The following is a 20,610-nucleotide window of genomic DNA, read 5'->3' as shown; positions in this document are numbered from 1 at the left end:
TCCGAGGTCTAGCCAATGTGCAAATGYAATGTTGGTTGGCAGCGGCAGCCCAAAACATCAAGAAGATAGCGTTGGTGGTGAACTATCTACGAAAAATGGGCTTAAATATGGCAGAAATAAGGCAGATACTTGCTTCTGTATACCCGTGTAATGAATGGAAACTTCTGCGCACGATATAACAAAAAAAATCACGATCGCGACCTACGGTCGCTTCCAAAAAAGAACCCCACTTAAAAAGCGGGGTTCGTCATCAATCTGAAGCGAGCTCTGCTCGCTTTTTTTGTGTCATGAATCTTTCTTTACGTTCAACGCAAAGGCAATCTTGCTAAAAACGCCCTTGGTAGTCAAACTCATATTGCCCCTGACCATTCGGGTTCCCTAGCCAGCTCAGCTGTGATTTCATCGCCGCTGGGAATTCTGCACCTGGTTTAAACCAAGCTGAGGTCGTGTATTGACGATTTGGCGTCACTTGAGCACTGAATTGCGCGCTGACTTGGGCGCTTTGCTGCTCGCCCTTCACCGACAATTGGCTGTTTTCACACGTGAAATCGGAAATCACCGGCCCCAAATCCAATGCGCCGATCGGGGTGCCGACTTTACTGGCACTCCACACTAACGTGCCCGTGCCGCTGGCGCACCAAGGCGCTTGGTAAACCGCGTGACGCACGTTCACTTCCACTTGTCCTTCCACCTGCAGAGGCAAAGGCATGGGCAAACGTGAGGCCACTTTTTCCGCGGGTAACGAAGCGACAAGATTTTCCACATACGCCCCTTGGCCAAGACCATAGCCGACCAAACCTTTCCCACGCAGATTCAAATCGCTGCCGCGACCAAAGCGCAATGCGTATTGCACGTTACCGGTGAACAATTTGCTGGTTTGAAAATCCCAATGCACCTCGCCAAAGCTCTGACCTTGCCAACGAATGGTGCTTGCGCTGCCCTGCCACACCGACCCGGAGGTGCCCTCAATGGTCAGGCCACGCACTGGCGGCAAGTAATTGAGCACAAAGCTAACTGGAATGCTCGACAGCAAACTGATGCTAAAAAAGAGAACAAAAATCAGGCTGTAAATAATCGCGCGCTTCACCCTAGCCTCGCTTAAACTGTAATCGGTTAACTTCCACTAGACCGGACTCTTTACCACGGTCGATGTCCATGAATTCCACTTCAATGCCTTGCTTCTCTTTCAAAAAAGTCAGCCAGTCCACTAAACGGTTAAATGGCATCGGAGCGACCCACACTTGCAACATCTCATTGCGGGGCTGAACGCGTTGTAGCTCCACCTTAAATTGACGCGCGGACGAAGCAATGACTTGGTTGAGTGGCTGATCGGAAAACGACACGCCGCCACTGGCACGTAAACCGGTGAGCTCATCGGCTTTCTCACTCACCCAACTGAGTAGCTGTTTCTCACTTTGGATGCGTAACTGAGCTTGTTCAGCGCGCGCATTGATGGGCTGCAAAACGCCCCAGTAAATCAACCCGATAAGACCGAATACACCACACACCACGACTAAACGTTGCTCACGCTGGCTAATGCTGCTCCACCAAGCTTGGAACATATTGAGTAAATTTGTCATCTGCTCCTCACTTACGTTTTAACACAAAGCTGCCAATCACAGCGTCGCCAGTGCGGTTAAGCTGCCCTTGCTCCACTTGGAACTGCTCACTCAACTTCACGCGTGCCTGCTCAAAAATTTGGAAATCGTTACTTTTGGCCTGAATGCGGACTTCTCCTCGATTACCATCGTATTTGATGCTCAGCACTTCAAAGTTTTTCACTTGGCCAATGGTACCCGGCAATTGTGCCATCCACTGCAGCATCGAATCACCCGCGCCACCTCCAGACAAACGGCGAATTTCGTCTTCCATTTGGCGTTTGAGGTAACTCACGGTTGGGATCTTGTTTCGGCCCGGCATCACTTGACGGAAAATGCGCTCGCTCTCTTCTCGATACGCTTGCGCTTGCGACTCATAGCGCTGAATTGTGAGCACTTGTTGCGCGACCAACGCGGCAATCAATAAGCTGCCACTGATCGCCACCTTCTGCCACACTTTCCAGTGCTTAAAGAACGAGCTTTTCGGCTTAAATTCACCGGTTAACAGCGAGAATTTACCATCGGCAACGCCTTGGCTGAGTAACGCCATGGTCATTTCCACTGGGCGACTTAGCCAATGAGCCCGACCTTGCTGCTCAGGCAACGAGCTAAAACAGGCCACAGAAAGGGGTTGATCGCCGGCAAGGGCATTCAAATAGACGGGCATCCAGCTGTCGTCTACCGCACTGCCTTGGCACGCAGAATGACGAAACAACCACTGCTCCCCCAATTGCGCGGCGCTGATGCCTTCGTCGTCGAGTGGCAGCGCCAGTGAGTCTGGCAGCACGCGTTTGACATCTAAACCTTGAGCGCGAAATGCATCAAGCATATGTTGCAACCAACGGCGATCCACACCACACACTTGCGCTTTGCCATTCTCTTTGGCCAACACAGAGAAATGCAAATCGTCCACATCTTGGGCGATTTCATCTTCCAGCAAGTAAGGCAGCATCGACTCAAACTGACGTGAGGCCCCCSGGGGGATCTCCACTTCGGTTAATACCACATCGCTGGCCGCGACCAGCACCACAATCGGCCTCTGATCGGCATAATTTTTGAGATCGTCCAGTTGTTGCCAATCCGACAACTCCCCACTGGCGATCACTTCTTGTTGGCTTGATGACCAAACCAACCAAGGAATGGGGCTATATTGTTCGCTACTCAGCCGAACGGTCAGAAACTCGCTCACTGATTCCTCCAAAACGGCGACGCACAACGGTCACGGTTTCTCTGTTTTTACTGTACATAAGGCTGCGAATTCTCACCCGAGAGTCCTCGACTAACACCTGTGCATCCAATTCAAAGTATCGGCTATCAACACCAAGATACGCTTTTGCTTGTTTTTTGATTTCTTCGCTGATGCCCGCCATTTCGGATTCTGAAAGAAAAGCATCAATGCTCGCCCAGCCATCAAAGGGGCGTTTTTCTATCAGTTGCTTGGCATCAGATTCACTCAACGCAGGTGAAAACAGCGCCACCAGCAAAGCGGCTTGCTCAGCGCTGATGGTATTGACGTTCAAGCGCCACTCATCGGTCGGTAAAGCACAGACCAAAGGCTGCAGCGTTGCCATCATTTCACCCGACACTTGGTAAACCGCGCGCAGTTCACTGCTGTCGGCAATGTACCCATTCGCCGCCAAATAGGCGGGTTTCATCCCTTCATAAGTCGAGTCTTCGACCCCAGAAGCAGAGCGCACCGCGTCGTTGGGATCGACAAACTCCCACATGGAGTCAGCAATCACTTCGGATTCATAACTCTCTACGCCTGACTCTTCGAGCAAAGCACGAAAGACTTTCACCAAATAAGGACGCTCTACCGCTGCATCTTGCATCACCACGGGAGAGAGGGCATTGAGATTAAAGCACGTTTGCTTATCAAAAATACGTCCTTTCGCTTGGCCATAGTCCAAGGGATAGGTTTTCTCTTCCAATGCCCAAGGCTGGTTTAAGTTAATGGTGTCACTGTCTTTGTAACTTTGCTCAATACCCACCTTCGCCAACGCTTCCACACCAATCGCATACCAGTAAGCTTGCTGATAGCTGATCTGGTTGGTACCGCGCTTAAACTGTGCAAACAAACGCTCAGACATACTGCCGGCGATGGTCGCCATAATGGCCAGCAACAGCAAAATGATGATCAGTGCCACTCCAGATTGGCGCGAGCGGTTCGATTTAGCCATTGTTGCCTGCTCCACCACTATTGTTTTGCCCGGAGTCTTCGCTACCTGACGCTTGTTTTTGCAAGTTCCCCTCTGGAGTGAGGTAGGTTCGCGCGATCTTTCCGTAATCTTTCAACGTCAGCTCTACCGAGATCGCCGCAGGTAAGGTTAACTCGTTGCTCCACTCATTGCTCCACTGTTTGCCGTCATAAAAACGCACATTGAGCTCTTCCACGTCACTGAGTAACGGAGTCACGACCCCTTCTTGCCCTGCTGGGGTATCTGGGTAACGCCACCATACTCGCTCTAAGCGCTCATCTTTGATGCGATAACCCACTTTAGTGACCTCCCCGCGAGGGAATTGCTGCTGCGGATTGTGCCAACCTAAACGCGCGAACATGATGCCTTTGCTGTCTGAATCTAAGAGGTAATCCGCCCAATGCAGCAGTTTTTTGCTCGGCTCTTCGCCGTTGGTGCGGGTTTGACGCAGCGCTATCTGGCGAAAATCGCTGTCCATCATCACCAAGGCACGTTGCAATTCATTCAATCGTGCGGTGCGCTCTTGTGATAATTCATTGCTGCGTTGCACCTGATTGACCACCTGATAAGCGGCCACACTTAAGGTGGCAAAAATGGCAATCGACACCAACACTTCGATGAGGGTAAAGCCACGTTGGCGCGTGCTTTTCTTTCGCCACGTTTTACTTCGCCACATAGCTTCTCACCGTAATCATTGGGCTGGCCTGCTTTTCTGCTGCCACGCTCACATCAAACGCTTTCAGCAGCGGTTGAGTCGTGGCTACAGGAGCCACTTTCCAATACCAAGTTTGCCCCGCTAACTCTTCTTCACCGTTGCTGGCTTTTAGATTTTTGGGGTTGAGCATGACCATCGCCATTTGATTGTCTGCTACCATGGCAGCAAACATCTTCTGCTCCAAATAACCGACGGTGTTGATGTGCTGGCTAACGGCACGGATCACACTCATCGCCGCAGTGGCAAATATCGCCAACGCCACCAGCACCTCAAGCAAGGTCATGCCTGCGTATTTGCGTCGTTTAACCATCGTCTTGCTCTTCTTCACCGGGAGCCAGCAGAATAATCTGCCCTGTGTCTTTGGCTCGTACTCGCCAACCATTTTCGGTCGCGTCCTGATCGTCGGGATAAAAAGACAATGAAAACGGCGTCAATTCTCCGCTGGATAAAATGAAAATCTGCGGCGGTCGCTGTTTTTTCTCTTTTTCTTCTTCGGCAAACATCTCTTCATCAAACAGAGAGCCCGGCTTGAACAGGCGATCGTCTTGCTGCCATGCTCCTCCCCCTAAGGTCAGTTGCATCGCTACTTCATCTTCAAGCTCGGTGGTGGCTGGAATTTTATTCAACTCCAACGTCTGCCAACCATCAGCTTCCAATTTGAGTAAGGTGTAGCGCGATTTTTCTTCCTCTACCCGAACACCAAAATCTTTACCACTGAGTACCGCTTCTTCGTTGAGTAGCTGTAATCGTTGGTAAAAACTCTGCGCGTATTTCTTGCCCCGCTCGTCGCTGCGAGTGGGAAGGGTGGCGATAACCGCCACCGCAGTCAGAGACAACAACACCAGCACCAACAGAATTTCGATCAGTGTAAAACCCGCTAAGCGGGATGAAAAACGTGGTTTCAAGTGGTTGCCTCTTCGACTCGACGTCCCATTATTGGAAGTCTTGCATATTCCAGTTGCCAATATCTGCCGCCGCGCCTTCGCCGCCTTCTTGACCATCTGCACCTAAGGTGAAGATATCAATCGTGCCTTTGTCGCCAGGGCTCATGTATTGGTATTCGTTGCCCCAAGGGTCTTTTGGCAAACGCTTGATGTAACCACCATCGCGGTAGTTGCGTGGCTCTGGGCTACTTGGTTTAGCCACCAACGCTTCCAAACCTTGATCGGTAGTTGGATACACGCTGTTGTCTAACTTGTACATGTCCAGCGCATTTTCCAACGCGACGATGTCGGTAATGGCTTTTTGCTGGTCAGCCTTTTCTTTGTTACCTAGCAGGTTAGGGACAACGAAACTGGCCAAAATGCCCAGAATCACCACCACAACCATGACTTCAAGCAGGGTGAAACCCGCCTGTTTTTTTGCTTTATTTTGCATTGTTTTCTCCAGAATAATGAGGCCGAATGACCAAGCCACTCAGCACCCCAAAATCAGCCACTCATTAAATTATTCATTTCCAGCATCGGCATCAGTGTCGCCATCACAATGAACAACACCAATCCCGCCATTAACGCAATCAACGCTGGGGTAAAAATACCCAGCGCGATATTGACCGTTGATTCAAAACTTTGGTCTTGGTTGTCCGCGGCGCGCGTCAGCATGCTTTCCAACTCACCACTTTGTTCTCCACTGGCAATCATGTGCAACATCATTGGTGGAAAAAGGCGAGTTTGATCCAAAGCTTTACGCAGACTGGCCCCTTCACGCACACTGTCTGCCGCCAATAAGACCTGTTGTTTGACGAATTGGTTCGACATTACATCGACCGCCACACGCATCCCTTCCAAAATGGGAATCGCACTGGAAGTACAAATGGATAAGGTGCGAGCAAATCGTGCCGTGTTCAACCCTTTTGAGATTTTGCCCAGCAGTGGCAGGCTCAGTATGCGGCGATCCCACGCCATGCGAACATTCGGCTTTTTCAAGGCCGTTTTGAGTAGGTAAATGGCAAACACTATGCTTCCCAACAGCAATAATCCCCACTCTTGAACAAACTCACTCGCCGCCAACAAAAATTGTGTCGACTGTGGCAGCTCTTGACCCATTTGGATGATCGGCTCGACGATTTTGGGTACCACAGTGGCGAGCAAAAACGCCACAATCGTGACAGCAAACACCACCAATACCACCGGGTAAATCATTGCTTGCAGTAACTTAGAACGCATCTTCTGGCGATTTTCACAATAATCGGCCAAGCGCTCTAACACCGCATCCAAATGACCCGATTTTTCCCCTGCCGCCACCATAGAGCGATACAGTTCATCAAAAATATGCGGATAGTCTGACAGGCTATCTGCCAAGGTGTAACCTTCGGTGACTTTGGCCCGCACCGCTGCCAACATACCTCGAATACGAGGCTTCTCTGCTTGATCCGATACCGCTTTGAGACACTCCTCCAGCGGCATACCCGATTGCACTAGGGTCGAGATCTGACGAGTAATCAACGACAGTTCGGGAGTGGAAATGCCACGCTTAAAGCCACCTGAAGATTTGCTTTTAGCCAACTTGGCTTTGGTTTCCATCACCTCGATGGGCACCATGCCTTGCTCTTTCAAGCGTTGGCGTACTTGGCGGGCATTGTCGCCTTCCAAGGTGCCTTTTTTGGTGCGCCCTTTTGCGTCGAGCGCTTTGTATTCAAACGCCGCCATTAAGATTCCTTGGTCACGCGCATCACTTCTTCCAGTGAGGTCACGCCTTGCAACACTTTGTCTAAACCATCGCTGCGAATGCTTGGGGTATGTTCACGAATGTATTTGTCCATCGCCTGCTCTCCCGCCTCTGCATGGATCAGCTCTTGGACTTTATCGTCCACCATCAACAGCTCATGGATACCCGTACGGCCACGATAACCTTTGTGGTTACATTTTTCACACCCCTTGGCACGATATAAAGTCAGCGCATCTTTCTTCTTCGCACCAAACAGTTTGCGCTGCTCTTTGTCGGCTTCATACGGCTCTTTACAGTCTTGACATAAGGTCCGCACCAAGCGCTGAGCCAGCACGCCCAGCAGTGAAGAAGAGATCAAAAAGGGCTCAATGCCCATGTCTCGCAGACGGGTAATCGCACCTACGGCGGTGTTGGTGTGCAAGGTTGACATCACCAAGTGACCGGTCAATGACGCTTGTACGGCAATTTGCGCGGTTTCCAAGTCACGAATTTCCCCGACCATCACCACGTCTGGGTCTTGACGCAAAATGGCTCGCAGACCGCGTGCAAAGGTCATGTCGACTTTTGGGTTCACTTGGGTTTGGCCGATGCCATCAATATCAAATTCGATCGGGTCTTCCACCGTTAAGATGTTGCGCTCGTTGCTGTTCAGCTCTTGCAAGCCAGCGTACAAGGTGGTGGATTTACCCGAACCCGTTGGACCTGTGACCAAAATAATGCCGTGAGGACGCGAGATAAGATGACGGAAATTGTCGTGGTTCACCGGCGTCATGCCCAAGCTATGCAGGTCAAGGCGAGTGGCGTTTTTGTCGAGCAAACGCATCACCACACGTTCTCCGTGTGATGAAGGCATGGTCGATACACGCACATCGACTGCGCGACCACCGATACGCAGTGAAATACGACCATCTTGTGGCACTCGTTTTTCCGCGATGTCGAGTTTGGCCATGACTTTAACGCGAGAGACCAACAGCGGCGCCAGTTTGCGGCTCGGAGACAACACATCGCGCAAAACGCCATCGACACGGAAACGAATCGACAAAATTTTCTCAAACGTTTCGATGTGAATATCCGACGCACCTTCTTTGATCGCTTCGCCCAACATGGCGTTGATCAATTTGATGATCGGTGCATCGTCTTCCGTTTCGAGCAAATCTTCATCTTGCGGCAGCTCTTCAGCCAAGGAGAAGAAGTCATCATCCGAGCCAATGTCCTCCATCAACTGACGCGCTTCTGACGAGTCGCGTTGGTACGCTTCGGTCAGTTTTTTTTCAAACGCTTCAGCGGCAATGGCTTGAGGGACAAACGTCTGTTTGAGCACACGACGCACTTCAACTAACGCCTGCGCATTGAGAGGCTCAACGTAGTAAAGTACCGGCGGCCTTTCTGGGTGCTCGATTTCCAGCACCATTTTAAAGCGGTTAGCAAAACTAAACGGTAAACGGCGATACGATGGCGCCGTATCCAGTATATCTACCATTACTGCTGTTCCATTTGATCGATAAAGGCTTGAATTTCAGCCGGATGGCGTTTGTCTTCACCAAATTTCGGTAACACAGGAATGTGGCCATCATCCATCAGTTTTAGCCCTTGATCTGCTTTGTAGAGCTGCTCGGCGCGAATGTAGTTGTACTTACGCTGGGTAATACCATCCGCCGTCATACCATCACGAATGATGGTCGGCTTGATGAACACCATTAGATTTTTCTTTTCTACTTGAGTATTGGTGGATTTAAACAAATGCCCCAAAATTGGAATATCGCCCAGTAGCGGTACTTTTGATTCACTCTCTAACGCACGCTCATCGATCAAACCACCAAGCACCAACATTTGGCCATCTTGCACAATCACTGAGGTATTGAGCTGACGTTTAGCAAAACGAACGTCCACCGCCCCATTGGCACCCAAAACGTTAGATACTTCTTGTTCGATATTAAGCTGAACCGAGTCGCCTTCGTTAATTTGTGGTACCACTTTAAGCTTGATGCCCACTTCTTTACGATCGACGGTTTGGAACGGGTTATCGTTGTTCGAGCCCGCGGTTGAACCGGTAATGACAGGAACTTCTTCGCCAACAATGAAAGACGCTTCACCATTGTCCATCACGGTAATACTTGGTGAAGACAGGATATTGGAGTTGGAATCACTCGAAACTGCGCTGATCAGGGCTGTCCAGTCCCCCATAACAAGGCTCATTGCCGCACCGTTTACACCAGCGAGTGCTGCAGCAAGGGTGGAATAGTCTCCAGCTTCTGTACGTGAATATGGTTCATACTTGCCAGTATCACTATTCCAACGACTGTCTGTTACTGTTTTATCTTTTGCCTCTTCCAGGCCAACCATCACTTTGCCAATTGGCGTACCGGTATTGCTATATTGGATGACAGCACCCGTTTCCAAGTTACCCCATTGCACACCCAAGTTCACACCATCGCCCTCTGCCATTTCGACAATCAATGCTTCAATCAGTACTTGTGCGCGGCGAATATCTAACTGAGTAATCACATCTTGCAACGCCAACATAATATCGGGTGGCGCGGTCAGTACCAGCGAGTTGGTGCCTTGGTGAGCGGCGATCACTACATCGTTGCGCTGTGAAGACGCGCCCTTTTGACCAGAGTTTTTCTCTGCTTGCAGGTTATCAGAGACCCCTTTAAGCACATCAACCAAATCTTCCGCTTTGGCGTATTTGAGGTAAACAACACGGTTGTTGCCTTTGCTCGCCATTTCCACATCGAGTTGGCGAATCAAACGCTTCAAGCGATCACGAACTTTAGGGTCACCCGAAATCAAAATCGAATTGGTGCGCTCATCAGCCACCAATTTGGGCTGTAAAAATTCTGGGGTGTTTTTCGCATCAGTAGTGCGGTTTAGCGCATCAACAATACGGACCATTTCCGCCGCCGACGCATTACCTAGCTCTACCACTTCGATTTCCGTATCGCCCGCTTGGTCCACGCGTTTGATGATTTCTGCCAAACGATTCACTACCGCTGCACGGCCCGTGATCAAGATGATATTGGCCGGATCATAGTGCACCACGTTACCAGCGCCCGCATTATCAATCAGTTGGCGTAGCAAAGGAGACAGCTCTCGCACAGAGACATTACGCACCGCAACCACGCGTGTAATGACATTGTCGCCCTTCACGGTGTCATCACTGACCACGGGAATGGCTGAGGTTTTGGAATCTTTGGATTTGACGACTTTCAGTACGCCATTTTCCATTTCAACCACCGCGTAGCCATACACTTCAAGTACGTTTAGGAAAAAGCTGTAGTACTGCTCTTCATTTAATACGTCGTAGCTGCGTACATCAATTTTGCCTCGCACCGAAGGGTCGACAATGATGGTCTTTTCTAAGTTTCGACCGACAATATTGATGAACTCTTGAATATCGGTGCCTTTAAAGCTTGCACTAAACTCGTTTGCCAGCACGCCGCTTGAGCAGGCTAAGGTACCTGCGAGTAGCCAAGCGCTTTTGCTAAACCAATGTTTCACGTTTATCTCCCTGAACTTACGCTTTGAGCCTAAGTGTTAAAACTGGATGTAAATATCATGCTGCTGTCCGTCTCGTTCCACCGTGAGGTTCAACTCGGTGAGCTCTGAAACAGCATTAAAAATTTTGCCCATGGCGGCTGGGTCGGTGAGATCGTTGCCATTTAACTGCACGGCAATATCCCCATCTTGTAACCCAACGGCTTCAAACAGTTGTGGGCTTTTTCCCGGACTCACGCGATAACCAATCACTTTGTCTTCTTGCTTCACTTGAGACAAACGCACGTATTGGAAAATCTTCTGCGGATCGGCGGTAATTTCTTCTCGAATTTGCGCTAGCTGTTCATCCGTATCTGGCGGGTTATTCTTAGCGATCGTCGATGACGGAATGACACGCGGAGCAGATTCAGACAATTTCTTGTATTCCACGCCTTCAAGCATCAGGGTCTCGTCACGCCCTTCATTATCGATGATCACACGATCGACCAGAACCGCTTTTAACTTAGCGCGAGTGCCTTCGATTTCTTCCCCAACCCCGTAGGTTGCTTGCTGACCACGGTTGGCGATAACGGCCAAGCTGGTTTGAGGATTGCTGCTCGCCACCGCCCCAACTAACACCAAATTTAGCCGCGTTTTAGGCGCGTCTTGCACCACCGGTTGGCTGACAACAGGCTTAGGTTTATTCTCGTTGTAAACACCAAACAAGTTGATGGCTTGCAGATCAGCAAGGTTTAATCGCTCACCTTGCTTACCTTGTGCGTTTTGCTGCGGTGCAGGTCGCCAAGCGACGATCTGCGTATTGCTCTCTTGTGTTAGCCAGACGACTTGTCCTAAAGTCCAGCCTGTCAAAGCCACCAGCACGCCAGCTAATAAAGCACTCGCTCGACTCTGAATCATGCCGTTGTTGGCAATCATCCGCGTCAGCAATGGGCTATTGGCCAATCCGGCACTCAGCTCTGATGGTTTCACTCAATCGGTTCCTTTCACTGTTTAAATTTTGCGCTTTCGCTTTCTTTGCTTGAACGCACTGCGATCTATCTTTCTTTATTCGACTGAAGAAAATCGCTCGCACTTTTCCTGATCAAGGTGGAAAAATGCTCTCCTAAAACAGCACGTTATGCTGTTGTTGCGTCGATAAATCTCGATTCGACACAGAGCTTTGCACTATATCACAGCTTGCTTGTGACACGCCTCTCTGATTACGATTTTGCCAACTGCCTTGAAAAATTTGCGGTAAGTCACCATTGTAAAGTGCAAGATTCAATCATTCACAGCAGTGATTAGAGAGTAAAAGTGACCATGAGTTCCCCAAATGAAGCCGTTAGGCTCGATAAATGGCTGTGGGCTGCAAGATTTTACAAAACCCGTTCAATCGCTCGCGATATGGTCGATGGCGGTAAAGTCCACTATAATGGCCAACGTGCAAAGCCCAGTAAGATTGTCGAAGTAGGCGCGGTATTGAAACTTCGCCAAGGCAATGAAGAAAAAACGGTTGTGATAGAAAAGCTATCCACCCAGCGACGTGGCGCACCAGAAGCACAGACGCTCTATAGCGAAACGCAAGAGAGCCAAGCAAAGCGCGAAGCACAAGCAATGCAACGTAAACTCAACGCGCATAACCCAAGTCCAGACCGCCGCCCAGATAAAAAGCAGCGCCGCGACATTATCAAATTTAAACACCAGTAAAAGCCGGAAAATACCTACGAGGAATCGCTAAATGGCAAGCAATGTTTTGAATCGCTACTTATTTGAAGATCTTTCAGTACGTGGCGAGTTGGTACAACTGGATGAAGCGTATCAGCGAATTATTTCTAGCAAGGATTATCCGGCAGCCCTACAAAAACTGCTTGGTGAGCTATTGGTTTCTACCACTCTTCTGACTGCAACTTTAAAGTTTGAAGGCTCTATCACCATTCAGCTACAAGGCGATGGCCCTGTTTCACTGGCCGTGATCAATGGTGACAATGAGCAGAAAATTCGTGGTGTGGCTCGCTGGGAAGGCCATATTGCCGACGACGCAACCCTACACGACATGATGGGCAAAGGTTATATGGTCATCACCATCGAACCGAAAAAAGGCGAGCGTTACCAAGGTATTGTAGGCCTAGAAGGTGACAACCTTGAGCAAGTTCTGGAAGGCTATTTTGAACGCTCTGAGCAGTTGAAAACTCGCATCTGGATCCGCACGGGCGAGCACGAAGGCAAGGCACACGCAGCGGGTATGCTGATTCAAGTGGTGCCTGACGGCACTGGTTCAGAAAATGATTTCGAGCATCTGGAGCAATTGACCAATACGGTAAAAAATGAAGAGCTGTTCACGCTACCAGCAAACGAGCTGCTTTACCGTCTCTACAATCAAGAGCAAGTGCGCTTGTTTGAACCACAAAATGTCGAGTTCCGTTGTGGTTGTTCACGTGAACGCAGTGGCGCGGCGATCGTGACCGTCGACAAAAATGAAATTTATGACATTTTGGCGTCTGATGGATCCGTTTCTTTACATTGTGATTACTGCGGCACGACTTATTCGTTTGATGAATCTGACGTCAACAAGCTGTACGAAGAGGCAGCATCGGAGCCAAAAACGCTGCATTAATTTACCCGCTTTACCAAGCACGTAATTTACCCATCAAAAGGCCAGCTTATGCTGGCCTTTTTGTGATCAAAACCCGATAAAACATGGGTTTATACGTAATTAAATAACCCCTTAATTTTTGGCAATTAATAATTCTTTTGATCTAGCGCAAAGGTTTGCGTGCGCGATAAACTATCTCAGCCAATATGTGACGGGACACCTAAAACCATAGGAAAATTAAGGGCAATTTTTGAACTATATCCCTGTTTTCTCCCCCACCCGTTGTTAGCATGGTGAGCAGAAAAAATTAATAAATTCTTACAAAATCCCTACAAAAATCCTATAAGGAGCACCTATGACCGTTATGGAACATACAAAGGCTGCATCAATTGATCTAACCAAGCATGGTCTTCGCAACGTAAAAGAGGTTGTACGCAACCCAAGTTACGAAATACTGTTTGCAGAAGAGACTCGAGCTGATCTCGAAGGCTACGAAAAAGGCGTAGTGACAGAGCTCGGCGCGGTGGCTGTAGACACAGGCATCTTCACTGGCCGCTCACCAAAAGACAAATACATTGTGAAGGATGCCACCACCGAAGAACATATGTGGTGGACCACTGATGCGGTAAAAAACGATAACAAGCCAATCACACAAGAAGTGTGGAATGACCTAAAACAACTGGTCACTAACCAGCTTTCTGGCAAGCGCGTTTTTGTCATTGATGGTTATTGTGGTGCTAACCCTGACACCCGTCTTAGCATTCGAGTCATCACCGAAGTGGCGTGGCAAGCGCATTTCGTTAAGAATATGTTCATTCGTCCAACCGAAGAAGAATTGGCCAGCTTTGAGCCTGATTTCGTGGTGATGAATGGTGCAAAATGCACAAACCAAAAGTGGAAAGAGCACGGTCTGAACTCTGAAAACTTCACGGTGTTTAACCTAACTGAGCGCATGCAGTTGATCGGCGGTACTTGGTACGGCGGTGAGATGAAGAAAGGCATGTTCGCGATGATGAACTACTTCCTGCCTCTTAAAGGCATTGCGTCGATGCACTGTTCTGCCAACATGGGCAAAGAAGGTGATGTGGCGATCTTCTTCGGTCTATCTGGTACTGGTAAAACGACGCTGTCGACCGATCCAAAACGCGCACTGATTGGCGATGACGAGCACGGCTGGGATGACGACGGCGTGTTTAACTTCGAAGGTGGTTGTTACGCGAAAACCATCAAGCTGTCTAAAGAAGCTGAGCCTGATATTTACAATGCCATCCGCCGCGATGCACTGCTAGAAAACGTGACCGTTCGCAATGACGGCTCGATCAACTTTGATGATGGTTCAAAAACCGAAAATACTCGCGTTTCTTACCCAATCCATCATATTGAAAACATCGTTAAGCCAGTATCAAAAGGCGGTCATGCGAACAAAGTGATCTTCCTTTCTGCCGATGCGTTTGGCGTGTTGCCTCCCGTGTCTAAACTGACTCCAGAACAGACGAAGTATCACTTCCTCTCTGGTTTTACTGCGAAGTTAGCCGGTACTGAGCGCGGTATTACTGAACCAACACCCACCTTCTCTGCGTGTTTTGGTGCTGCGTTCCTGACGCTTCACCCAACCAAGTACGCTGAAGTACTGGTAAAACGTATGGAAGAAGCAGGCGCAGAAGCCTACCTCGTCAATACTGGTTGGAATGGCAGTGGCAAACGTATCTCAATCCAAGATACGCGCGGTATTATCGATGCGATCCTTGATGGTTCTATTGAAGAAGCACCAACCAAACACGTGCCTATCTTCAATCTAGAAGTACCAACATCGTTGCCTGGCGTGGATCCTACCATCCTTGACCCACGCGACACCTACGTTGACCCGCTACAGTGGGAAAGCAAAGCGCAAGACCTTGCTCAGCGCTTTATCAACAACTTCGCTAAGTACACCGACAATGCGGAAGGTCAATCACTTGTGGCTGCAGGCCCACAACTCGATTAGTGACCTAGCTACGAAAAGCAAACTTAAGCCCCTTTCCTGAGGGGCTTTTTTATTGAATCGTTGCGAAAATTAAGCCAAGCTTATCTGCACTTATTTGCAAACGTTAGTGATCAGTAGGCAGGGATGAAAAAAGCACTAATCAGTGTCGCGCTTTTGTTGATTGTCATCGCTCTAATTCCAATCAGCATTCTAGTGAGCTTACAAACGCGCTATGCCAGCCAAGTGTTTAATCAGCTCAGTCAGTTCAGCGGGCTTGGTATGCAAGCTGAGTCGGTCCACTATCAGTATCCTGACCATTTTTCGTTTAAGAATGTCTCTTTTACGCATAATGAAGTGAGCTACGTTGAACAGTTGGAGATTTGGCTAAGCCCAGATCTGTATGCCAACGGACGTGTGCAAGTTGCCAGTGTGTTACTGGATGGTTTGAGTCTACAAACGGGTCTTTCTCGCTCGCCAAAAACGTTTATTCCCAGCACCGTTCAGATTCACCAATTGGCCATTTCAAACCTCGATTACGCCGACAACCAGTTGAGTGCGCGCGGTATTAAGTTTCAGGTAAAGCAACCTCAATGGCAACGCAGCGATCAGTTCATTCCTTTCGGTGAGATTCAGTTCTCCGCAGAGCAGCTTTACTGGCAGGGCGAAGCGTTTAACCAGCCTTTGCTCGATATCGATTACAAACCCCAAGACAGCACTCTTTATGGTCTGTCCTTATCTTGGCGTGGCGCGAAAGTCTCAGGACAAGCGGAGCAATACCCGCAAGGTTGGTCATTGGTCAATGTCACCGTTGAAGGTCTCGATTTGTCACAGCAGCAACTCACGTCCATTTTGGCGAAGCCATGGGAGAGGTTTGGATCGCAGATTACCCACATCAACAGCTTGGACATCTTGCGCAGTTCACTCGCGTTAGAAGATTACCGCTTGATCAACTTTGAACTGAGCAGTGAAAATTTGACCTTGCCTTTTTCACTTTGGCAGCAGCAACAGGGGCTCATCTCCTTCTCAGCAGAGAGCGTGCAAGATCAGCACAACGTGTGGGTAGAGCCGCGTATCAAACTCACCCTCGATCCCAACACAATCAACGTCGAGGAAGCGTCTGCTCAGTGGCAGCAAGGAAACCTTCTCTTCTCTGGCACGATCAAACCCGATGCGATAGCGCTGGATCAGCTCATGGTCAACAACGTGAAATGGGCGGCAGAACAACCTGGCGAAGGCGCATGGCTTTGGCAATGGCTTGAAAATGCGTCATACGTGAGCGTAGAACGCCTGAACATCGAACGCAGTCAGTTTATCCAACTGATTCGCCAGCCATACTGGCAGCTCTCTGGTCTCAATATTGATGGGGAAAAATTGCGGCTCAAACAAGAGCAACAACTCGGATTGTGGCAAGGCAAGCTGCGAGCTACCGCGGCCAACGCCAGTTATCAAGATATATTGAGCTCCCATCCTCTGGTGGAAATGCACAGCGACGATGGACTTTGGCAACTTGACCGTCTCTTTGCACCGCTCAAACAGGGTTATATTGAGGCTTATGGTCAATTGCAGCTCAATAGTTTAAGCAAACCATGGCAAGCAACACTTAATGCCGATGGTTTACCCATGGGCTTATTGCTGTCGCAGCTGCCGTTACCTTTTGATCTCAATGCCATCAGCAGTATTGATGTCAGTGCAACGGGGTTGGGTGGCGACTGGGCAATGTTTTCCCATTCACTGACAGGTGGCGTTCATGCTCGCCTACACGAAGCCTACACACCATTTGATGAAGGAAACATTCTCCCTCTGCAAGTCTCTGAAATCAGCTTGAGTATGGAGAGAGGCAAACTCACCCTCGCCCCCGTCAAACTGCAAGGGCCCGATATCGAGGGCACGATCGGTGGTACGAGCGATCTTACTGCGCCGGAACAAGGTGGCATTCGCTATCAGGTGAAAATGGGCTGCCAACAATTGAGTGGCGATATGATGTCAGACGAACATCAACGCGTAAATCAATGCCCAGAGCAAAGCCAAGCGGCACAAGAAACTCCGCCAGCCCAAATAGAAGAGGCCGCAAACGCGGCCTCTTAATGCACTCTAACTTCATTACGCCTGCTGCTGTTGCAACTGCTTTTTATAGTTCGGCAGCAGCATGTACGTACCAGTAAACTCCACCGCCGCAACATCGCCACTGTAAATGGTCACCAAGATAACAATGCGTGCTTTACGGCCACTGGCAAGGCGATCTAAATCGCCACTGATCCCATCGAGCGAAGTGCTCGCAATCGGGGTCTTATCCACGGGATGACGATAACGAATGTTGCTGTCTGCCAACACGATATCGCCTTTCAAACCACGCTCTTTGAGTAGCAGCCACGCCATCCCCCACCCCGTTAGTGTCGCCAAGGTAAACGCCGAGCCCGCAAACAAGGTGTTGTGGGGATTGAGATTGGGATTGAGCTGCGCGCAGCACTCAAATTGATAACCGGTGTATTGGTTAATTTTGATGCCCATTTTGTCGGCGATCGGGATTTGCTTTTCCCAGCGGTCTTGCAGCTCGGTGCACCATTCTGGTTTACGCAGCACATTCGCCATCGGGTCTAGTGGTTTCACCATTTGTTGGTGACGAACAGGCCCACGCTCATCGGTAAGCTCGCCGCGACGTTCAAAACCATTCTTTTGATAAAAGGAAATGGCATCTTCGCGCGCGTTACACACCAAGCGTTTCGCCCCTTCTTGGCGCGCTAGAGACTCTAACGCCACCAGCACTAACGAACCCATGCCTTTGCTGCGGCGATTGCCTTTGACCGCCATATAACGAATTTGCCCTTCATTATCCGGCGTGATGTAAAGACGGCCAATCGCAATCGGACGACCTCGGCCATCAACAATCATGCGATGATGGCTCATCGGATCGTATTCATCGCGCTCAGAGCCTATCGGCATGCGCCAAGGCTCACGCAGCATTTGCCAACGGAAGTGGAAATACTTGTTCAGTTGATTGTCCGTTTCTGGGGTGATCAGTTTAAACATAAAATTCCTTTTCCATGCATTATTCGCCCGTTCTTTGGCTCACTACACCTGTAACCAAAACGTCACTGGGCCATCGTTAATTAACGAGACTTTCATATCCGCAGCGAATCGTCCACGCTCCGTTGGTAGCACTTGCTGACACAAATCGGAGAAATAGTCGTATAAACGCTCAGCTTCAGCAGGATGCGCACCACGAGAAAAACCAGCGCGCGTGCCTTTTTTGGTATCGGCAGGCAACGTAAATTGCGATACCACCAACACCTTACCGTCCACTTGCTGCACATTGAGGTTCATTTTGCCTTCGCTGTCTTCAAACACGCGGTAGGTCGTGACTCTCTCCATCAAACGCTTGGCTTTGGCCTCATCGTCGTCTTTTTCTACGCCGAGCAACACCAAAAGTCCCTTGTCTATCTGACCAACCACTTCACCATCGACGCGTACAGCCGCTTCACTAACTCTCTGAATCAAAGCGATCACGTTGAGTATCCTTTTCTAATTCTGTGTCATTGTCTGGCAGCGATTGTATCACGTCCTCAGTTGGCCTCCAGTGCTCCCGCTCACCGAGTGCAGCGGTGACTTCAGCACCGATTAAAACAATCAACCAGCAGAGATACACCCAAACAAAAAGAATCGGAATGGCGGCTAAAGCGCCGTAAATCAGTTGATACGACGGAAACTGTGTAATGTACGCAGCAAAACCTTTTTTACTAAGCTCAAACAACACCGCTGCGATCATGGCACCAACGACGGCATGAGAAAACTGCACCTTCTTATTCGGCACCAACAAATAAAGGCCAACGAAGGCCGAAGAAGAGAGGATAAATGGCAGCCAACGCAGCAACTGATCGTAAACGGTCGAGATCGCTTCACTATCAAGTAAACGCAGTGAGGTGATGTAAGAGGTGGCCGCAATACTGGCTCCGACCAAAATCGGCCCAAGCGTCAACACCATCCAATACATCGAAAACGAGAACACCGCACGACGCTTCTTCTTCACTCTCCAAATATAGTTGAGATTCTTGTCGATGTTGGAAATCAGCATCAACGCCGCCACAAACAGAAACGCCGCCCCGACCGCCGTCATTTTGCCCGTGTTCGCGACAAAATCTTGCAATGCCGCATGAACAGCGTCTCCCGATGCGGGTACAAAGTTATTGATGATGAAACTTTGCAATACGCTACCAACGTTCTCAAAAACGGAAAACTTCGACAAAATGGATAAGAGAACAGTGAGCATAGGAACAATCGAAAGTAACGTGATATACGCCAAGTAACCGGCATTCACATTAGTTCGGTCATGATTCATGCGCGCTATCAAATAACGAACAAATGCAATGCCCGCTTGCGCCCTTTGCGGCAATCTCAACTTGTCTCTGCCAAACAACTGGTTCATAGTCCTAACCATACGTAACTTAAATAGATCATTGAGAAATAAGCATGCCTTATTTAATCACCATACTACTAACGGTTTTTGCCCTGACTGGTTGTCAGTCCGCATACTACTCTGCAATGGAAAAAGTGGGTTACCACAAACGTGAGATCATGGTCGACCGAGTCGAAGACGCCAAAGAATCTCAGCAAGAGGCCCAACAAGAGTTTACCAGCGCCTTACAGGCTTTATCCAGCCTAACCCAATTTAATGGCGGTGAATTGGAAGAGGTGTATAACCAAATCAACGACCAGTACCAAGACAGTGAAAAAGCCGCGCAGGAAGTACGCGATCGCATTGCTGCGATTGAAGATGTCTCGGATGCTTTGTTCGATGAATGGCAACAAGAGCTCGCACTGTACACCAATGCCAAGCTGCGCCGCTCTAGCGAACAAAAGCTCAAGGAGACCAAAGCCTCTTATCAACAGATGCTCAAAGCGATGAAACGAGCAGAGCAAAAAATGACGCCAGTGCTCAACACACTGCGTGACAATACCTTGTATTTGAAACACAACCTCAACGCCAGCGCCGTTGGTTCGTTGCAAGGCGAGTTCATGAACTTGGAAAAAGAGATCGCCAACGCCATCTCACAAATGAACGCAGCAATAGCCGAATCCGACAAGTTCTTGCAAAAACTCAACCAGCAGTAAGCTTCTCAAACCTCCCACTTTCGGGCAATGTAGATCAGATAAGGATCGGTTGACCGATCCTTCTGATGAGAGACAATCGGAAACCTGTTTATAGGTTTCCGATTTTTTATGTCTATCCAAAACTATTTTGCTGACTTTCTTGAAGAGAGTCCTGTTGATGTCGCTCAGCTAACCACCTTCTCCGAGCATATTCCTGATGAGTGGGTTGCTAAAGCGGCAACACTTTCCGATAAAGCGACAATTCGTCGACGTCGTTTACCTAGTGATATGGTTCTTTGGCTTATTGTTGGAAT

At 49.2% G+C, this 20,610-nt stretch carries 21 protein-coding genes and 1 pseudogene; 7 read left to right on the top strand and 15 right to left on the bottom strand.

Annotated elements, in window-relative coordinates; translation table 11 throughout:
- Nucleotides 1-179, top strand: a pseudogene (locus tag CIK04_RS06860) (IS5/IS1182 family transposase); the annotation flags it as partial.
- Nucleotides 180-325: 146 nt separating this feature from the next.
- On the opposite strand, the gene CIK04_RS06855 reads toward CIK04_RS06860, so the two are convergent.
- The 12 genes from CIK04_RS06855 to gspC are packed head-to-tail and all read right to left on the bottom strand — an operon-like array spanning nucleotide 326 to nucleotide 11,591.
- Nucleotides 326-1,087 (bottom strand): type II secretion system protein N, encoded by a 762-nt coding sequence (locus tag CIK04_RS06855; protein ID WP_038969867.1) that lies wholly within the window; start codon nucleotides 1,085-1,087, stop codon nucleotides 326-328.
- A gap of 1 nt (nucleotide 1,088) precedes the next feature.
- Nucleotides 1,089-1,580, bottom strand: coding sequence for a type II secretion system protein M (locus CIK04_RS06850; protein WP_017789549.1), 492 nt, complete (start codon nucleotides 1,578-1,580; stop codon nucleotides 1,089-1,091).
- Between the two features lie 7 nt (nucleotides 1,581-1,587).
- Nucleotides 1,588-2,787 (bottom strand): type II secretion system protein GspL, encoded by a 1,200-nt coding sequence (gspL, locus tag CIK04_RS06845; RefSeq protein ID WP_128824605.1) that lies wholly within the window; start codon nucleotides 2,785-2,787, stop codon nucleotides 1,588-1,590.
- Nucleotides 2,756-3,778, bottom strand: a complete 1,023-nt coding sequence (gspK, locus tag CIK04_RS06840; RefSeq protein WP_176463296.1) for a type II secretion system minor pseudopilin GspK — start codon at nucleotides 3,776-3,778, stop codon at nucleotides 2,756-2,758. The genes gspL and gspK overlap by 32 nt, the downstream gene beginning before the upstream one ends.
- The gene (gene gspJ / locus CIK04_RS06835) at nucleotides 3,771-4,472 is read right to left on the bottom strand and encodes a type II secretion system minor pseudopilin GspJ (protein ID WP_039541404.1); all 702 of its coding nucleotides are present in this window, start codon (nucleotides 4,470-4,472) and stop codon (nucleotides 3,771-3,773) included. Before gspJ ends, gspK begins: the two co-directional genes overlap by 8 nt.
- Nucleotides 4,459-4,821: a type II secretion system minor pseudopilin GspI gene (gene gspI, locus CIK04_RS06830; protein WP_038941656.1), complete on the bottom strand. Its 363-nt coding sequence runs from the start codon at nucleotides 4,819-4,821 to the stop codon at nucleotides 4,459-4,461. Before gspI ends, gspJ begins: the two co-directional genes overlap by 14 nt.
- Nucleotides 4,814-5,518 carry a type II secretion system minor pseudopilin GspH gene (gene gspH, locus CIK04_RS06825; protein WP_017420500.1) on the bottom strand — a complete coding sequence of 235 codons (705 nt, stop codon included), beginning with the start codon at nucleotides 5,516-5,518 and terminating at the stop codon, nucleotides 4,814-4,816. Before gspH ends, gspI begins: the two co-directional genes overlap by 8 nt.
- Complete coding sequence (gene gspG / locus CIK04_RS06820; RefSeq protein WP_097353578.1) at nucleotides 5,445-5,888, bottom strand: type II secretion system major pseudopilin GspG; 444 nt, start codon at nucleotides 5,886-5,888, stop codon at nucleotides 5,445-5,447. Before gspG ends, gspH begins: the two co-directional genes overlap by 74 nt.
- 53 nt (nucleotides 5,889-5,941) lie before the next feature.
- Nucleotides 5,942-7,159, bottom strand: a complete 1,218-nt coding sequence (gene gspF / locus CIK04_RS06815) for a type II secretion system inner membrane protein GspF (RefSeq protein ID WP_011078942.1) — start codon at nucleotides 7,157-7,159, stop codon at nucleotides 5,942-5,944.
- On the bottom strand, nucleotides 7,159-8,658 hold the full coding sequence (gene gspE, locus CIK04_RS06810) for a type II secretion system ATPase GspE (RefSeq protein WP_011149205.1): 1,500 nt from the start codon (nucleotides 8,656-8,658) through the stop codon (nucleotides 7,159-7,161). The genes gspF and gspE overlap by 1 nt, the downstream gene beginning before the upstream one ends.
- Nucleotides 8,658-10,679 (bottom strand): type II secretion system secretin GspD, encoded by a 2,022-nt coding sequence (gspD, locus tag CIK04_RS06805; RefSeq protein WP_038941654.1) that lies wholly within the window; start codon nucleotides 10,677-10,679, stop codon nucleotides 8,658-8,660. Before gspD ends, gspE begins: the two co-directional genes overlap by 1 nt.
- A 36-nt stretch (nucleotides 10,680-10,715) precedes the next feature.
- Complete coding sequence (gene gspC, locus CIK04_RS06800) at nucleotides 10,716-11,591, bottom strand: type II secretion system protein GspC (RefSeq protein ID WP_157401904.1); 876 nt, start codon at nucleotides 11,589-11,591, stop codon at nucleotides 10,716-10,718.
- Between the two features lie 384 nt (nucleotides 11,592-11,975).
- Between gspC and hslR the strand changes: the two genes are divergently transcribed.
- From hslR to CIK04_RS06780, 4 genes are all read left to right on the top strand, one after another.
- Nucleotides 11,976-12,362 carry a ribosome-associated heat shock protein Hsp15 gene (hslR, locus tag CIK04_RS06795; protein WP_011078946.1) on the top strand — a complete coding sequence of 129 codons (387 nt, stop codon included), beginning with the start codon at nucleotides 11,976-11,978 and terminating at the stop codon, nucleotides 12,360-12,362.
- Nucleotides 12,363-12,393: 31 nt separating this feature from the next.
- A complete protein-coding gene (gene hslO / locus CIK04_RS06790; RefSeq protein ID WP_017420504.1) occupies nucleotides 12,394-13,269 on the top strand; it encodes an Hsp33 family molecular chaperone HslO in 876 nt (291 codons plus the stop codon).
- 334 nt (nucleotides 13,270-13,603) lie between these two features.
- The gene (gene pckA / locus CIK04_RS06785) at nucleotides 13,604-15,232 is read left to right on the top strand and encodes a phosphoenolpyruvate carboxykinase (ATP) (RefSeq protein WP_017420505.1); all 1,629 of its coding nucleotides are present in this window, start codon (nucleotides 13,604-13,606) and stop codon (nucleotides 15,230-15,232) included.
- Nucleotides 15,233-15,355: 123 nt separating this feature from the next.
- Nucleotides 15,356-17,296, top strand: coding sequence for an AsmA family protein (locus tag CIK04_RS06780; protein WP_097353577.1), 1,941 nt, complete (start codon nucleotides 15,356-15,358; stop codon nucleotides 17,294-17,296).
- Between the two features lie 15 nt (nucleotides 17,297-17,311).
- On the opposite strand, the gene CIK04_RS06775 is transcribed toward CIK04_RS06780, so the two are convergent.
- From CIK04_RS06775 to CIK04_RS06765, 3 genes are read right to left on the bottom strand one after another with little or no spacing between them, the layout of a single operon-like run.
- Entirely contained in the window at nucleotides 17,312-18,238 is a 927-nt protein-coding gene (locus CIK04_RS06775) for a bifunctional GNAT family N-acetyltransferase/hotdog fold thioesterase (protein ID WP_017420507.1), read from the bottom strand.
- Nucleotides 18,239-18,280: 42 nt separating this feature from the next.
- Nucleotides 18,281-18,715 carry a D-aminoacyl-tRNA deacylase gene (dtd, locus tag CIK04_RS06770; RefSeq protein ID WP_013572578.1) on the bottom strand — a complete coding sequence of 145 codons (435 nt, stop codon included), beginning with the start codon at nucleotides 18,713-18,715 and terminating at the stop codon, nucleotides 18,281-18,283.
- Nucleotides 18,690-19,631, bottom strand: a complete 942-nt coding sequence (locus CIK04_RS06765) for a virulence factor BrkB family protein (protein ID WP_045609409.1) — start codon at nucleotides 19,629-19,631, stop codon at nucleotides 18,690-18,692. Before CIK04_RS06765 ends, dtd begins: the two co-directional genes overlap by 26 nt.
- A gap of 44 nt (nucleotides 19,632-19,675) precedes the next feature.
- Here CIK04_RS06765 and CIK04_RS06760 point away from each other — a divergent pair, with 44 nt between their 5' ends.
- Together CIK04_RS06760 and CIK04_RS06755 are read left to right on the top strand one after the other, a co-directional pair.
- On the top strand, nucleotides 19,676-20,317 hold the full coding sequence (locus tag CIK04_RS06760) for a DUF2959 domain-containing protein (protein ID WP_017420509.1): 642 nt from the start codon (nucleotides 19,676-19,678) through the stop codon (nucleotides 20,315-20,317).
- A gap of 108 nt (nucleotides 20,318-20,425) precedes the next feature.
- The coding region (locus tag CIK04_RS06755; protein WP_176463270.1) for a transposase domain-containing protein at nucleotides 20,426-20,610 on the top strand (185 nt) is incomplete at its 3' end.

The organism is Vibrio sp. 03_296, from assembly GCF_002265885.1.
The sequence above is the reverse complement of the archived record's forward strand: the minus strand, read 5'-3'. Positions and strand labels throughout refer to the sequence as shown.